This window comes from Streptomyces sp. E-08, from assembly GCF_049913095.1.
Classification (GTDB): Bacteria; Actinomycetota; Actinomycetes; order Streptomycetales; family Streptomycetaceae; genus Streptomyces.
The window spans coordinates 3043249-3058332 of sequence record NZ_CP183971.1; the positions used below are offsets into that span (position 1 = coordinate 3043249).

Here is a 15084-nt window from a genome sequence, read left to right on the forward strand (position 1 = left end):
GGTCGCCGATCCCCGTCCCCTTCAAAGTCGTTGCCCTGAGGAGCCCGAAACAGATGGCGAACTTCTCCAAGTCGACCGTGCCGCAGTTCTCGGTGGACGTCTACCAGAACGAGTTCCTGCCCGAGGGCGGCCGGGACGTCAGCGCGATCGTCACGGTCACCTCGACCGGCGGCGGCACCACCGGAGGCTTCGCGAGCGGCGGCCCCGCCGCGGCCGGCGTCGTCATCATGGTCGACTGCTCCGGCTCGATGGACTACCCCGCCACCAAGATGCGCGGCGCGCGCGAGGCGACCGCCGCCGCCGTCGACACCCTGCGCGACGGCACCCGCTTCGCCCTCGTCGCCGGGACGCACGTGGCCAAGGAGGTCTACCCGGGGAACGGCGGCCTCGCCGTCGCCGACGCCCGCACCCGCGCCGAGGCCAAGGAGTCTCTGCGCCGGCTCTCGGCGGGCGGCGGCACGGCGATCGGCACCTGGCTGCGGCTCGCGGACCGGCTGCTCTCCTCCGCCGAACTCACCATCCGGCACGGCATCCTGCTCACCGACGGCCGCAACGAGCACGAGTCGCCGGAGGAGTTGCGCGCCGCGCTCGACGCCTGCGCGGGCCGGTTCACCTGCGACGCGCGCGGGGTCGGCACGGACTGGGAGGTCAAGGAGGTCACCGGGATCGCCTCGGCGCTCCTCGGCACCGCCGACATCGTCGCCGACCCCGCCGGGCTCACGGCCGACTTCACGGCGATGATGGAGCACGCGATGGGCAAGGGCGTCGCGGACGTCGCCCTGCGCCTGTGGACCCCGGTGGGGGTCGAGATCATGTTCGTGAAGCAGGTGGCGCCCGCGGTCGAGGACCTGACCGGGCGGCGCACCGAGGCCGGGCCGCGCGCCGGGGACTACCCGACGGGTTCGTGGGGCGACGAGTCCCGCGACTACCACGTGAGCGTGCGGGTCCCGCAGGCGGCGGTCGGCCAGGAGATGCTCGCCGCCCGGGTCTCCCTGATCGCCCCGGACCCGGCGGGCGGCGACCCGCGCCCGCTGTCTCAAGGGCTGGTACGGGCGGTGTGGACGGACGACCTCGCGATGTCGACGTCGATCAACCCGCAGGTCGCCCACTACACGGGCCAGGCGGAGCTGGCGGACGTCATCCAGCAGGGTCTCGATGCCCGCAAATCGGGCGATCGGGACGGCGCGACGGCCAAACTGGGCCGTGCCGTGCAGCTCGCGGCGGCCTCCGGCAACGCGGATACGGCGAAACTGCTTTCGAAGGTGGTCGACGTCGTCGACGCGGCGACCGGTACTGTGCGTTTGAAGGCGAAGGTCGCGGAAGCGGACGAGATGACACTCGAGACCCGCTCCACCAAGACCGTTCGCGTCAAGAGGTAGCCCGGCCACCGGGCCGGACGACGAGAGGGGGAAGCACCGACATGCCGACCTGCCCGAACGGACACCAGTCGGTCTCCGACGACTGGTGCGAGGTCTGCGGCCATCGCATGGCCGGGGCGGGTGCGCCGACGGGTGCCGTACCGCCGCCTCCCCCGCCGCCGCCCCCCGCGTACGGATACCCCGGCCCCGGCGGCCCCGGCCAGCCCCCGATGGGCCCGCCGCCGGGCGCGCCCGGCGGTCCCGGCGGCCCCCAGGGCGGTCCGGGCGGCTTCGGCCCGGGTGCGCCCGCGGCTCCCGGCGGCTTCGGCCCCGGTGGCGACCCGAACGCGACGGCCCAGGCGGAGCTCTGCCCGCAGTGCCGTACGCCGCGCGAGCACATGGCGCCGTTCTGCGAGGAGTGCCGCTGGAACTTCCTCACGAACACGGCGACCTCGTACACGCCGCTGGCCCCGCACAACGCCCCGCCGCAGCAGCCCGGGCCGCCGCCCGGACTGAACCTGCCGCCGGGCTTCCAGTCCCCGCCGCCCTCGCCTCCGCAGCAGCAGCCCCCGCAGCAGGCGGACCCGTTCGGCTACCAGGGCTCGCGGCCCTCGCAGGTGAACCGGCCGGCCGAGCCGCTGGGCGCCGAGCCCACGCACCACCAGGCCCCGCCGCAGCGCCCGCAGGCGCAGCAGCCGCCGGCGCCGCCCGCGTACCTCCAGGCCCCGGCCCAGGCTCCCGCGCCGCCCGCGCCTCCGCAGCCGCGCGCGGACGACGACTGGGTCCTGTCGCCGCCGTCGCACCACCAGGCACCTCAGGCGCCCCCGCAGCACCAGGCACCGCAGGCACCGCCGCAGCACCCGGGACCGCAGGCACCGGCGCCCCACCAGGCGCCCCCGCCTCCGCCCCCGCAGCAGCACCAGCCGCCGCAGCCGCCTCCGTACCAGGGCCCTCCGTCGCATCAGGGACCCCCGCAGCACCAGGACCCTCCCCCGCACCAGGGGCAGCAGCCTCCGCAGCAGTACCAGCCGCCGCAGCCGCCTCCGCAGCCGCAGCAGCCCCTGAGCTGGACGGCGGTCATCGGTCCGGACCGCGAGTACTTCATGGCGATGATGCAGCGCAGCGGTCCGGAGGCCACGGGCCTGAACCTGCCCGCGTACTCGCCGGACAAGCACCTGCCGCTCCAGGGCAACCAGGTCTCCATCGGCCGCCGCCGGCACTCCACCGGCGAGTCCCCCGACATCGACCTGTCGGTGCCGCCGGAGGACCCGGGCGTCTCGCACCAGCACGCCGTGCTCGTGCAGCAGCCGGACGGCTCCTGGGCGGTGGTGGACCAGAACTCCACCAACGGCACCACGGTCAACGGCGGCGAGGAGCCGATCCAGCCCTACGTCCCCGTCCAGCTCCAGGACGGCGACCGGGTGCACGTCGGCGCCTGGACCACGATCACGATCCGCCTCTCCTGACGGACGGCCTCAGCGCAGGGGCCAGGCGTACGGCCCTCCGGGGTCGTCCAGCCAGGCCCACTGCCGGTCGCCGCTGACCGTCACCCCGAAGCGCTCCCGCTCCGGCCGCCGCTCGCGCAGCCAGAGCGAGAGCGCTTCGCGTCGGTCGAGGGTCCCGCCGACGAGCCCCCACAGGAACAGGAAGCGCTCGTCCCCGGCCGGGCCGTGGCGCGGCGGGGGCCGCCCGGGCCCCTGCGCGGCCGCGCCCCGGAGCGCCACGAAGTACGCGGAGGTCGCGAGGAACCGGCCCTCCGCGTGCCCGGCGTCGTGGACCCGCAGCCGGATCAGGCCGGTGGAGAGCGGGGCGAGGACGAGTGCGCCGGGCCGGCACTGGGCGAGCCAGGGGGACGGGACGGAGGGCACCGCGCAGGTCGCCACGATCCGGTCGTACGGGGCGCGCTCGGGGCAGCCGCGGGCGCCGTCGGCGGCGAGCACCGCGGGCCGGTAGCCGACGGCGGCCAGATGGGTCCGGGCGGACTCGGCGATCTCCTCGTCCAGGTCGACGGTGGTGACGTGCTCCTCGCCGAGCCGGTGGCAGAGCAGGGCCGCGTGGTAGCCGCTGCCGGCGCCGATCTCCAGGACGTCGTCCCCGTCCCGTACGTCCAGGGCGTCGAGCATCAGCGCCATCAGGGAGGGCTGGCTGGCGGAGGAGACCAGGTCCCCGTCCCGTACCCGGGTGGCGATCGCCGTGTCCGCGTACGCCCCGCGCAGCCAGCGGTCCCGCCGCTCCGGCTCGGGGTCGCCGGACCAGAGCCGCTCGTAGCCGCCGGGCGCGGAGACGTAGTAGTACGGGACGAAGAGATGGCGCGGCACCTCGGCGAAGGCCGCGCGCCAGGCGGGATCGGTCAGCAGGCCCTCCGCCTCGATCTCCCGCACGAGCGCGTGCCGCTCCCGCGCGCCCGCCTCGGCGTACTCGTCCCGCAGCGCACCCATGCCCCCACTCTCCCGCCCTCCGGGGCCGCGGGCGAGCGCCCGTTCGAGCGGTCCTAGGCCTCCGGTCCTCCGCCCGGGCATCTGAGACGATGGAACGGTGAACGAGATTCCCGGGGAAACAGTGCAGGAGCAGACCTTCTACGAGCAGGTCGGCGGCGAGGACACGTTCCGCCGCCTGGTCCACCGCTTCTACGAGGGCGTCGCGGCGGACCCGCTGCTGCGCCCGATGTACCCCGAGGAGGACCTCGGTCCGGCCGAGGAGCGCCTCGCCCTCTTCCTCATGCAGTACTGGGGCGGCCCCCGCACCTACAGCGACCACCGCGGCCATCCCCGCCTGCGCATGCGCCACGCCCCGTTCACCGTGGACCAGGCCGCCCACGACGCCTGGCTGCTGCACATGCGCGACGCCCTCGACTCGCTCGGCCTCGCACCGGAGCACGAGAGCGAGCTGTGGCGCTACCTGACGTACGCGGCGGCGTCGATGGTGAACACGGCCGGCTGACCGAGCGGCCGCGCAGCGGCACGGACTGAAACGTTCCGGACACGGAACGCCGAATAACGGTCACGATCCCATCAAGGTCCGTAGGGAAGCGGTTACCAGCGGCGCGTGCCCTCTGAAAGCATCCGAGGAAACTTCAGCGGGTCCAGGGGGATGGGTGACGGGGTTCGTATTTCTGCGCGTCAGGGCGCACCGGCTGCTGCTCGCCGCGGCCCTGCTCGCGGTGCTCCTGACGACCTCCGTGCTCGCGACCCTCGCCGCCTTCTCCGGCGCGATCGGGGACGCGGCGCTCCAGGCCACCCTGCGGGGCCGGTCCGCGGCCTCCACCACGCTGCACGTGGGCGGACAGGTGCCGGCCGGGAAGCGGGCGAGCGCCGACGCCGCCGTCGAGGAAGGCACGCGGAAGACCTTCGCCGGTCTGCCGGTGACCGTACGGCGGCTCGAACACTCGGGTCCTTACGCGCTGCCCCGCACCCTCCAGCCGCCCGCCGCCCGCAAGGGCGACCCCGACCTGACACAGTTCGCCGCGCTCGACCGCTCGCGGCTCACGCTCGTCAAGGGCGCCTGGCCCTCCTCCGCCCGGGCCGGCGGCGTCGTCGAGACGGCGCTGCCCGAGGAGGCCGCCCGACGCCTCAAGGTCGGCCCCGGCACCGTGCTCGACCTCACCGACCGGCTGGAGAACCGGAAGGTGAAGGCCCGGATCACCGGCGTCTACCGGCCCGTCGACACCTCCGACCTCTACTGGCAGCTGGACCGGGCGGGCGGCCGCGGCGTGCGGACCGTCGCCTTCACGACGTACGGCCCGCTCCACGTCGACCCGGCCGTCCTCACCTCCGGTGTCCTCAGCTCCGGCGACACCACCTGGGTCGGGTCCGCCGACTTCACCGGCTTCACCACCGACCGGATGGACGCCCTGCGCGCCACGGCCACCGACGGCCCGAAGAGGCTGGCCGCCTCCACGGACGCCTTCGGCACGACGATCTCCGCGTCGACCGCGCTCCCCACCGTCCTCGACCAGACCCAGCGGGCCCTGCTCGTCTCCCGCTCCACCCTCCTGATCGTCGCCGTCCAGCTGGTGCTGCTCGCCGCGTACGCCCTGCTGCTCGTCGCCCGGCTGCTCAGCACCGAGCGCGCCGGCGAGACGGCCCTGCTGCGGGCCCGCGGCGGTTCCCGCGCCCGGATCACCGGGCTCGCCGCCGCCGAGGCACTGCTGCTCGCCCTGCCCGCCGCGCTCGCCGCCCCGCTCCTCTCCGGGCCGCTGACCAGGCTCTTCGCCGCGCGGTCGGCGCTCTCCGAGCTCGGGGTGCACCTCGACACCTCGCCCTCGCCCCAGGTGTGGCTGGTCGCCGCCGTCGTCGCCCTGTGCTGCGCGGCGGCCGTCGTGGCCCCCGCGCTCGCCGCCGGGGACGGCTCCGTCGTCTCGCTGCGCAAGGCCCGCTCGGCGGCGCTGCCCGCTCCGGTCCGGGCCGGGGCCGACCTCGGCCTCCTCGCCATCGCCGCCGTCGCGTACTGGCAGCTCCAGCGTCCGGCCGCCGCGGGCGGCACCCTCGGCGCGGACGGGACCGACGGCGGCTCCATCGACCCGGTGCTCGTCGCGGCGCCCGCCCTCGCCCTCCTCGCCGGCACCGTCCTGACGCTGCGTCTGCTGCCGCCCGCCGCCAAGCTGGCCGAGCGGCGCGCGGCCGGCGGGCGCGGGCTCTCCGCCGCCCTCGCCGGCTGGCAGTTCAGCCGCCGGCCGCTGCGCGGCGCGGGCCCCGTCCTCCTCCTCGTCCTCGCCGTGGCGATGGGCATGCTCGCCATCGGGCAGAGCGGCTCGTGGCAGCGCTCGCAGAGCGACCAGGCCGACTTCCGCGTCGGTACGGACATCCGCGTCCTCGGCGCGGGCCCCGGCGAGCCGACGCAGACCGAACGCCTCGCCACCGTGCCGGGCGTCAAGGCCGCCGCCCCCGTCCACCGCACCTCCCTGGACGTCTCCGGCAAGAACGCCGCCGTCCTGGCCGTCGACACCCGCAACGCGGGCGGGCTGCTGCTCCGCTCCGACCTCGCCGGCGTCCCGGCCCCGGCCCTGCTCGCCCCGCTGACGCCCAGGTCCGGCGCCCGCCCCGGTCTCCCGCTGCCGGCGGGGACCCGGACGCTCACCGCCGACCTGCGCCTGTCCCGGTCCGCCGACATGGCCGTGACCCGGGTCACGGCCGTCCTGGAAGACCCGACCGGCATCCCGTACCGGCAGGCCCTGGGCCAACTGCCCGCGGACGACCGCACCCACCGGCTGACCATCGACCTCGGCGCGCTCACCGCCGTGCCCGGCTCCGACAGCAGCCGCGGCTCGGGCGGTCTGCTCACCCTCACCGGCCTGGAGCTCAGCGGCACCGTCCCCGACGGCGTCGACGCCACCCAGACCCTCCGCGTGGAGCGGCTCACCACGGTGAAGGCCGACGGCACCGCCACCACCCACGCGCCCGGCCAGGTCCTCGGGGCCTGGGCCTCCGGGTTCGAGCAGTCCGACGGCAACAGCGGCACCTCGCTCGCCCGCGCCGGCTCCGCCGGGCCGGGCGGCCGCCCGGCCCCGTACTCCGTCGCGTACCCGATCGTCGGCGTGAAGCCCACCGTCTTCCAGAGCCCGCCGGAGTTCACCCTGCGGCTGGACGCCCCCGCCCCGAAGGCCCCCAAGAAGCTCACGGCCGTCGCCACCTCGGCGTTCATGACGGCGACCGGCGCCAAGACCGGTGACCTGATCGAGATCGGCATCGCCGGCCGCCAGGTCGACGTCACCGTCGACCGCGTCGTCGAGGAGCTGCCGACCACCGGTCCGGGCGGCCGGACCGCCTCCCTCGCGTCCGGCGTCGCCACCCCCGAGGACGGCGGCGCGATCCTCCTCGACCTGGCCTCGGTCAACCAGTTCCTCTCGGCCGACTCCGGCGGGACCGCGACCCTGCCGCCCACCGAGTGGTGGCTGACCACCGACCCCGGCCGCGCGGACGAGGTCGCCAAGGCCCTGCGCGCCCGCGCCGACGCCGACCCGGCCCAGGTCCTCGTCCGCGACGAGGTCGCCGACGAACTCCTCGGCGACCCGCTCGGCGCCGGCCCCAACGCCGCCCTGATGGCGGTCGCCGCGGCCGCCGCCGCGCTCGCCGCCGTCGGCTTCGCGGTCGGCTCGGCCGGCGCGATGCGGGAACGGTCCGCCGAGTTCGGCGTGCTGCGCGCGCTCGGCGCACCGCGCCGCAAGCTCGCCCGGCTCGTCGCCGCCGAACAGGGCCTCCTCATCGGCATCGGGCTGCTCGTCGGCATCGGGCTCGGCACCGTCCTCGCCAGGGCCGTCGTCCCGCTCGTCGTCCTCACCGGCCAGGCCACCCGGCCCGTCCCGCCGGTCCTCGTCGAACTGCCCCTCGGCCAGGTGGCCCTGCTGCTCGCCGGCGTCGCCGCGCTGCCGCTGGCCATCGTCGCCTCGATCGCCCTGCGCCGCGCCGACCCGGCCGTGACCCTGCGCCACCAGGGGGACAACTGATGCCGCCGACCGCCCCGCACCGCGACAGCCACGACGACGGCACCGACCCGCACGCCGTCCGCAGGAAGGCCCCCGACATGCCCCGGTCCGACAAGCCCGCCCGCGCGGTGGCGCCCTGGGTGCGGACCCGGCTGCGGACCGCACCCTGGGCCGCCGCCTCCCTCGCCCTGCTCGTCCTCGTCACCGGGTACCTCGCGGCCGCGCTGCCGCGGGCCGTCGACCGGTACGAGACGGAGGGCCTGCGCCACGACATCCGGACCGCGGCACCCCGCAGCTCCGTCCTCGAACTGACCTACCCGATCCCCGTGGACGAGCACGGCGCCCGACTGACCACCGACGTCCTCCAGAGACAGCGCGACGACGTGCGCGCCCAGTTCTCCGCGCCGCTCCGGACCGACCCGGACCAGACCGTGTACGGCGTCCGCACGGTCAAGCGGGTCACCGGAACCGACCCGTGGCTGCCCCGGCCCGACGGGCTTCCGCCCGAGTTCGTGCTCGCCTCCCCGTCCGCTCTCACCGAGCACTCCACACTGCGGAAGGGCCGGCCGGCCGCGGGGACGGCCACCGCCCCCGAAGCCGTCGTCACCGCGAAGACCGCCGAGGCCATGCACCTGAAGCCCGGCTCCGTCGTGCACGTGCCGAGCAAGCTCAGCCCGGAGCCGATCGCCGTGACCGTCACCGGGATCATCGAGCCCCGCTCCCCCGAGTCCCCGTACTGGGCGGTCGAACAGCTGCTGCGCACCCCCGCGCTCGCCGCGATGGTCGGCAACGAGGTGAAGTACTACTGGCAGGCGGCCCTGCTGCTCTCCCCCGAGTCCGCGCCCGCCGTCCTCGCCACCACCGGTGACCCGGAGGTCTTCTTCCGGTACATGCCGGAGGCCGGACACCTCTCCGGGCGGGACACCGACATGCTCGCCGCCGCGCTGGACTCGGCGAACGGCGGCCCCGACCTGGTCAAGATGCGCCGGGCCGTGAAGGGCAACGCCACCCTCACCACCCAGCTCGACGCGATCGTCGAGTCGTACCGCTCGATGCGCGAGGCCATCAACCCGGTCGTGGCCGTCGCCGTCTTCGGGATCGGCGCGGTCGCCGCGGTCGTCCTCGCCATGACCGGCGGCCTCTTCGTCGCCCGCCGCGACAGCGAGCTGTCGCTGATCCGCTCCCGCGGCGCCTCCCTCACCGGCATCGGCCTGCGCCTGCTCGGCGAGACCTCGGCCGTCGTCCTGCCGGCCGCCGCACTCGCCCTGGTCCTCGCCGTGACGACCGTCCGGCCGCCCGAAGGCGGCTCCGGCGACATCCCCCTCGCCCCCTCCGTCCTCGCCACCGCCCTCGTCGCCCTGCTCGCGATCCTCGTGCTGCCCGTCCGGGCCGTCGTCGCGCACCGGCGCCCGCGCCTGCACGGCGGCCGCGACGACCTGCTCACCGCGCGCCCCTCCCGGCGCCGCACCGTCCTCGAACTCACCCTGCTCGTCCTCGCCGTGGGCGCGGTCGCCTCACTGCGGCTGCGCGGCACCGGCGACTCCGGCGACCACCTGGTGAGCGCCGCGCCCGTGCTCGTCGGCCTGATCGCCGCCATGGTCCTCGTACGGATCTATCCGCTGCCCCTGCGGTGGCTGGGCCGCCCGGCCCGCCGACTGCGCGGGGCCGTCGGGCCGCTGGCCCTGGCCCGGGCCGGACGCGCCTCGTCCTCGGGCACCCTCCCGCTGCTCGCCCTCGTGCTCGCGCTGAGCACGGCGGCCTTCGGCGGCTCCGTCCTCGCGGGCGTCGCCGACGCCCGCGACCGGGCGGCGCTCCTGGCGACCGGCGCGGACGCCCGGATCGGCAGCCCGATCGAGTGGACCCCGCTGCCCGCCGGGCTCACCGAGTCGGTGCGCGGTCTGAAGGGCGTTCGGGACGTGACCCCGGTGCAGATCGAGTACGGGGTCTCCCTGCCGTCGGCACAGGGGACCGCCGCACTGCCGATGAGCGCGCCGATCGTGGGCGTCGACCCCGCCTCGTACACCCGGCTCGCGGAGCGGACCGGCTTCGGCCCCTTCCCCGCCGGGCTCCTCGCCTCCATCGGCAGGGGCGGCGAGGGCGCCATCGCCGACACCGAGCGCGTACTGCCCGCGATCGCCTCCCCGGCCGTCGCCGACCGGCTCGGCCGCACGCCGCAGGAGATCGTGTCCGCGGCCGGTGTCTTCCGGGTGAAGGTGGTCGCGGTCCGCTCGGCCACCCCGGCCCTGGACGACGCCGACTTCCTCCTCGTCAACAGCGCCGACCTCACCCACCGGGCCGACACCTCGCTGCTCGTCAGCGGGACGGTCGAAGGAGCCACCCTGCGCGCCGCGGTGAAGGCGAAGTCGGACTCCCTCGCCGTGAAGCTGCGAAGCGAGGAGCGCACGCTGTACGTGGACTCGCCGCTCCAGTCCGGCGCCGAGCGGATCTACCTGGGCGCGATCGGCGCGGGCGCCGCCCTCGCCGTGGTGGCCGTGCTGCTCTCGCTGCTGCAGAGCGCGCCCGAGCGGAACACCTTCCTCGCGCGGCTGCGGACCATGGGGCTCACCCGGAAGCAGTCGCGGCGCCTCCTCGGCCTGGAGGCCCTGCCGCAGGCGGTCCTCGCCGCGCTCGGCGGCATGCTGGTCGGCTGGGCGACGGTGCCGCTGCTCGCCCCGGGCATCGACCTCTTCCGGCTGGCGCTCGCGACGGCACCGGGCTTCGCCCCGCTGGACAGCGCCCCGCTGCGGGCGGACCCGTGGTCCCTGGTGCTGCCCGCGCTCGCCGTCGTCGTCCTCACGGGACTCGCAGCGGTCGGACAGGCGTGGTGGGCGGGACGCAGGGGCTCGATCAAGGAACTCAGGGCAGGAGACGCACGATGACGAAGACCGACACGGCCCCGTCCGACACGACCCTGGAGGAGCTGGAGCGGCGGGCCACGGCGCACCGCGACCGGCCCTCCTACGGTCATGACGCGCTCATCGCCTGCGACCGGCTCGTCCGCATCTTCACCACGGACGGCGTGGAGGTGCAGGCGCTCCAGGGGCTCGACCTCCTCGTGAAGGAGGGCGAGCTGATGGCCCTGGTCGGCGCCTCGGGTTCCGGCAAGTCGACGCTGATGAACATCCTGGCGGGCCTGGACGTGCCGACCGCCGGCGCGGCCCGCGTCGCCGGCTGCGACCTCCTCGGCATGGACGGCAAGGCGCGGCTGCGCTACCGCCGCGAGGTCGTCGGCTTCGTCTGGCAGCAGACCGCCCGGAACCTCCTGCCGTACCTGACGGCCGCCCAGAACGTGGCCCTGCCCATGCAGTTGCGGGGCCGCTCCCGGCAGAAGACGGAGCGGGCCGAGGAACTCCTCGCCATGCTGGGCATCCCGGAGATCCGGGACCGGCGGCCGCACCAGCTCTCCGGCGGGCAGCAGCAGCGGGTGGCCATCGCCGTCGCGCTCGCCAACAACCCCTCGGTGCTCCTCGCCGACGAGCCGACGGGCGAGCTGGACTCGGCCACCGGCGAGCAGGTCTTCGCGGCCTTCCGCCGCGCCAACGAGGAGCTGGGCACGACGATCGTGATCGTCACCCACGACCAGGCGGTCGCCTCCGAGGTCCGCCGCACGGTCGCCATCCGCGACGGCCGCACCTCCTCGGAGGTCCTGCGCCGCACAGAGGTCGATGCGCAGGGCCAGGAGTCGCTGGTGGCACGGGAGTACGCGATGCTCGACCGCGCGGGCCGGCTCCAGCTCCCGGCGGAGTACACGCAGGCCCTGGGCATGGAGCACCGGGTGGCGCTGGAGCTGGAGCAGGACCACATCGGGGTCTGGCCGGACGACGCGGAGGGCTGAGCGGCTGGGGCGGTCGGGGCGCCGAGGGACGGAGCGGTCGGGGCGTCAGCCGGCGGTGGGGTCGTCGCTCGTCGGGGCGTCGAGCGCCATGAGCCCGGCGGCCGTGGGCCGGAAGCCGCACCGCTCGTGGAACTCGGTGAGGTGCGGCTCGAAGTCCACGTGCAGCCAGTGCGCGCCGCGCTCCCGGGCGGCCCCGGCGGCGGCCCGTACGAGGGTGACGCCGAGGCCCCGGCGGCGCTCGTCGGGGTGGACGGTGGTGTCGAGGAGGAAGGCGTGCACGCCGCCGTCCCCGACGACGTTCACGTACCCGACGAGCCGTCCGGCGCGGCGGGCGGTGACCCGCAGCAGGCTGCGGGCGAGGACGGGACCGAAGTCGGCGTCCCGGTGCCCGGGCCAGGCGGCGCGGAAGAGGGTGTTGAGCTCGTCCCCCGTGAGGGGCCCGTCGACCTCGACGCCGAGGGTCATCGGGGGGCGACACCCAGCGAGATCGGTACGGTGCGCAGCGCGATCGAGCCGTACGGGGTGCGCAGCCGCAGCCACGGCCCCGAGACGAAGAGCGCCACCGGCGCGTCCCCCGGCGGGAGGAAGCCGAGCGACTGGGCGGCGTGCACGGCGCGCAGCGGCAGCCCGGTGGTGCCGAGGGTCCGGGACCAGATCGCACGGCCGATGGCGTCCCGCTCGGCCCGGGTCCGACGCTCCTCCGGCAGCTCCTCGTCCCGCGTACGGAACTCGCTGACGGCGGCCGCGACGGCGCCCCGCATCCCGGCGACGTCAGGCAGGCCGGGGACCGGCTCCCAGCCGCCGCGCGGCGGGAGCACCCCGGCCCACGGCGGGCCGGTCACGGAGTCCGGGACGACCGCCTTGCCCGCGGACTCCTCGATGCCGTCGAGGAGTTCACCGGCGGAGACGGTGACGTCGAGGTCCACGGCGTCGGCGAGGCGGGCCGTGCGGATCGCGAGCACCTCGAACGACGGCGGCCGCCCGAAGACGGCCAGCGCCCCGCCGCCCGCCTGGAGGCGGACGGCGGCGGCCCGGTCGTAGTGGACGAGCCGGGTGAGGAAGGCGGCGAGGGCCGCCGCCTCCCTGGCGTCGGCGAAGTGCAGCGGAGCGAGCACGGTCATGCGGCGGACGACATCCCGTCGTCGACGTACTCCTGGAGGAACTCGCGCTCCTCGGCGGTGATCCGCCGCGGGCGCTGCGCCTCCAGGTCGAAGGGCACGACGACCGTGGACGCCCGGACGTACACGACGTCGGCGTCCTTGACCTCGTAGGCGATCGTCAGCGACGCCGCGCCTATCTTCGTGACCCACGACTCGATGGTCACCGGCTCGTGCCGGTGGACCAGCGGCCGCTTGTAGTCGATCTCGTGCCGGGCCACGACGGACCCGCCCGAGAACGAGGGGGAACCGTCCCCCGGCGCCAGCCGGAACATGAAGTCGATCCGCGCCTCTTCCAGGTACCGCAGGAAGACGACGTTGTTGACGTGCCCGAAGGCGTCCATGTCCGACCAGCGAAGGGGACAGCTGTAGATGTGCCTGGTCACTGACCTCAGCCTCGGGTCAGCTTCTTGTAAGTGGCGCGGTGCGGACGGGCGGCGTCCGGGCCGAGACGCTCGACCTTGTTCTTCTCGTACGACTCGAAGTTGCCCTCGAACCAGTACCACTTCGAGTCGCCCTCGTACGCGAGGATGTGCGTCGCCACTCGGTCCAGGAACCAGCGGTCGTGGGAGATGACCACGGCCGCGCCCGGGAACTCGAGGAGGGCGTTCTCCAGGGAGCCCAGGGTCTCGACGTCGAGGTCGTTGGTGGGCTCGTCGAGGAGCAGCAGGTTGCCGCCCTGCTTGAGGGTGAGCGCGAGGTTCAGGCGGTTGCGCTCACCGCCGGAGAGCACACCGGCCGGCTTCTGCTGGTCCGGACCCTTGAAGCCGAACGCGGAGACGTACGCCCGCGAGGGCATCTCGACGTGGCCGACGTTGATGTAGTCGAGCTCGTCGGAGACGACGGCCCACAGCGTCTTCTTCGGGTCGATGTTGGCGCGGCTCTGGTCGACGTACGAGATCTTGACGGTCTCGCCGACCTTGACGGAGCCGGAGTCCGGGGTCTCCAGGCCCTGGAGCATCTTGAAGAGTGTGGTCTTGCCGGCGCCGTTCGGGCCGATGACACCGACGATGCCGTTGCGCGGCAGGGTGAAGGACAGGTCGTCGATGAGGACCTTGTCGCCGAAGGCCTTGGAGAGGTTGTTGACCTCGACGACGATGGAGCCCAGACGCGGGCCCGGCGGGATCTGGATCTCCTCGAAGTCCAGCTTCCGCATCTTGTCGGCCTCGGCCGCCATCTCCTCGTAGCGAGCGAGACGGGCCTTGGACTTGGCCTGACGCCCCTTGGCGTTCGACCGCACCCACTCGAGCTCTTCCTTCAGACGCTTCGCACGCTTGGCGTCCTTCTGGCCCTCGACCTTGAGGCGGGTCGCCTTGTTCTCGAGGTAGGTGGAGTAGTTGCCCTCGTACGGGTGGGCGCGACCGCGGTCGAGCTCCAGGATCCACTCGGCGACGTTGTCGAGGAAGTACCGGTCGTGGGTGACGGCGACGACGGTGCCGGGGTACTTGGCGAGGTGCTGCTCCAGCCAGTTCACCGACTCGGCGTCGAGGTGGTTGGTGGGCTCGTCGAGGAGGAGCAGGTCGGGCGCCTCGATGAGGAGCTTGCAGAGCGCGACGCGGCGCTTCTCGCCACCGGAGAGGTTGGTGACCGGCCAGTCGCTGGGCGGGCAGCCCAGGGCGTCCATGGCCTGCTCCAGCTGCGCGTCGAGGTCCCAGGCGTTGGCGTGGTCCAGGTCCTCCTGGAGCTTGCCCATCTCGTCCATCAGCGCGTCCGAGTAGTCGGTCGCCATGAGCTCGGCGACCTCGTTGAAGCGCTGCAGCTTCCCCATGATCTCGGCGGCGCCGTCCTGCACGTTCTCCAGGACCGTCTTCGACTCGTCGAGCGGGGGCTCCTGGAGGAGCATGCCGACGGTGAAGCCGGGCGACAGGAACGCGTCACCGTTGGACGGCTGCTCGAGGCCGGCCATGATCTTCAGAACGGTGGACTTACCGGCACCGTTCGGGCCGACCACACCGATCTTCGCACCCGGCAGGAAGCTCAGCGTCACGTCATCGAGGATGACCTTGTCGCCGTGCGCCTTGCGCGTCTTGCGCATCGTGTAGATGTACTCAGCCAAGAGAAACCGTCCGGCAAGGAGTGAGTGGGCAGATACACCCCATCTTGCCTGACCGCCACCCTCAGGCGGAAACCGGTAAGACGGGAAGCGGCGCCTCGGAGGGGGCCGCGAGGGGCGTTCGTGGGCGGAACGGCGCCGTTGCGGGGCGTGGACGTGCGACGACCCCGGGCGCAGGTACGGTCCGGGGTCGTGCGGGGGTCATGGGGTGGAGCGCGTGTGACGCGGATCACTCCGCGGGGTCAGCGGCTCACTCCATG

Annotated in this window: 11 protein-coding genes; 6 read left to right on the forward strand and 5 right to left on the reverse strand. The window is 74.5% G+C overall.

Features of this window, described 5'->3' with window-relative positions:
* The first annotated feature begins 53 nt into the window (after window positions 1-53).
* Both ACN9MM_RS13850 and ACN9MM_RS13855 read left to right on the forward strand, forming a co-directional pair.
* Entirely contained in the window at window positions 54-1379 is a 1326-nt protein-coding gene (locus tag ACN9MM_RS13850; protein WP_382856409.1) for a vWA domain-containing protein, read from the forward strand.
* A gap of 41 nt (window positions 1380-1420) precedes the next feature.
* Window positions 1421-2824, forward strand: a complete 1404-nt coding sequence (locus ACN9MM_RS13855; RefSeq protein WP_426363903.1) for an FHA domain-containing protein — start codon at window positions 1421-1423, stop codon at window positions 2822-2824.
* A gap of 9 nt (window positions 2825-2833) precedes the next feature.
* Here the strand turns inward: ACN9MM_RS13855 and ACN9MM_RS13860 are convergent, their stop codons facing one another.
* A complete protein-coding gene (locus ACN9MM_RS13860) occupies window positions 2834-3796 on the reverse strand; it encodes a methyltransferase domain-containing protein (protein WP_426363904.1) in 963 nt (320 codons plus the stop codon).
* Window positions 3797-3893: 97 nt separating this feature from the next.
* Between ACN9MM_RS13860 and ACN9MM_RS13865 the strand changes: the two genes are divergently transcribed.
* The 4 genes from ACN9MM_RS13865 (at window position 3894) to ACN9MM_RS13880 (ending at window position 11614) form a co-directional block, all read left to right on the forward strand.
* Complete coding sequence (locus ACN9MM_RS13865) at window positions 3894-4298, forward strand: globin (RefSeq protein ID WP_382855807.1); 405 nt, start codon at window positions 3894-3896, stop codon at window positions 4296-4298.
* A gap of 154 nt (window positions 4299-4452) precedes the next feature.
* On the forward strand, window positions 4453-7800 hold the full coding sequence (locus ACN9MM_RS13870; protein ID WP_426363905.1) for an FtsX-like permease family protein: 3348 nt from the start codon (window positions 4453-4455) through the stop codon (window positions 7798-7800).
* Window positions 7801-7877: 77 nt separating this feature from the next.
* Complete coding sequence (locus tag ACN9MM_RS13875; protein WP_426368736.1) at window positions 7878-10658, forward strand: FtsX-like permease family protein; 2781 nt, start codon at window positions 7878-7880, stop codon at window positions 10656-10658.
* The gene (locus ACN9MM_RS13880; RefSeq protein ID WP_426363906.1) at window positions 10655-11614 is read left to right on the forward strand and encodes an ABC transporter ATP-binding protein; all 960 of its coding nucleotides are present in this window, start codon (window positions 10655-10657) and stop codon (window positions 11612-11614) included. Before ACN9MM_RS13875 ends, ACN9MM_RS13880 begins: the two co-directional genes overlap by 4 nt.
* Before the next feature lie 45 nt (window positions 11615-11659).
* Here the strand turns inward: ACN9MM_RS13880 and ACN9MM_RS13885 are convergent, their stop codons facing one another.
* From ACN9MM_RS13885 to ettA, 4 genes are read right to left on the reverse strand one after another with little or no spacing between them, the layout of a single operon-like run.
* On the reverse strand, window positions 11660-12079 hold the full coding sequence (locus ACN9MM_RS13885) for a GNAT family N-acetyltransferase (RefSeq protein WP_426363907.1): 420 nt from the start codon (window positions 12077-12079) through the stop codon (window positions 11660-11662).
* A complete protein-coding gene (locus ACN9MM_RS13890) occupies window positions 12076-12735 on the reverse strand; it encodes a hypothetical protein (RefSeq protein WP_426363908.1) in 660 nt (219 codons plus the stop codon). The genes ACN9MM_RS13885 and ACN9MM_RS13890 overlap by 4 nt, the downstream gene beginning before the upstream one ends.
* Window positions 12732-13157: an acyl-CoA thioesterase gene (locus tag ACN9MM_RS13895; protein ID WP_189801763.1), complete on the reverse strand. Its 426-nt coding sequence runs from the start codon at window positions 13155-13157 to the stop codon at window positions 12732-12734. The genes ACN9MM_RS13890 and ACN9MM_RS13895 overlap by 4 nt, the downstream gene beginning before the upstream one ends.
* Before the next feature lie 5 nt (window positions 13158-13162).
* On the reverse strand, window positions 13163-14827 hold the full coding sequence (gene ettA / locus ACN9MM_RS13900) for an energy-dependent translational throttle protein EttA (protein ID WP_426363909.1): 1665 nt from the start codon (window positions 14825-14827) through the stop codon (window positions 13163-13165).
* Between the last annotated feature and the right edge of the window lie 257 nt (window positions 14828-15084).

Excerpts from the sequence above, each read along its gene's own strand:
- ACN9MM_RS13860 (WP_426363904.1), bottom strand. The coding sequence starts at position 3,796 with ATGGGTGCGCTGCGGGACGAGTACGCCGAGGCGGGCGCGCGGGAGCGG.
- ACN9MM_RS13880 (WP_426363906.1), top strand. The coding sequence starts at position 10,655 with ATGACGAAGACCGACACGGCCCCGTCCGACACGACCCTGGAGGAGCTG.
- ACN9MM_RS13875 (WP_426368736.1), top strand. The coding sequence starts at position 7,878 with ATGCCCCGGTCCGACAAGCCCGCCCGCGCGGTGGCGCCCTGGGTGCGG.
- ACN9MM_RS13850 (WP_382856409.1), top strand. The coding sequence starts at position 54 with ATGGCGAACTTCTCCAAGTCGACCGTGCCGCAGTTCTCGGTGGACGTC.
- ACN9MM_RS13855 (WP_426363903.1), top strand. The coding sequence starts at position 1,421 with ATGCCGACCTGCCCGAACGGACACCAGTCGGTCTCCGACGACTGGTGC.
- ACN9MM_RS13890 (WP_426363908.1), bottom strand. The coding sequence starts at position 12,735 with ATGACCGTGCTCGCTCCGCTGCACTTCGCCGACGCCAGGGAGGCGGCG.
- ACN9MM_RS13885 (WP_426363907.1), bottom strand. The coding sequence starts at position 12,079 with ATGACCCTCGGCGTCGAGGTCGACGGGCCCCTCACGGGGGACGAGCTC.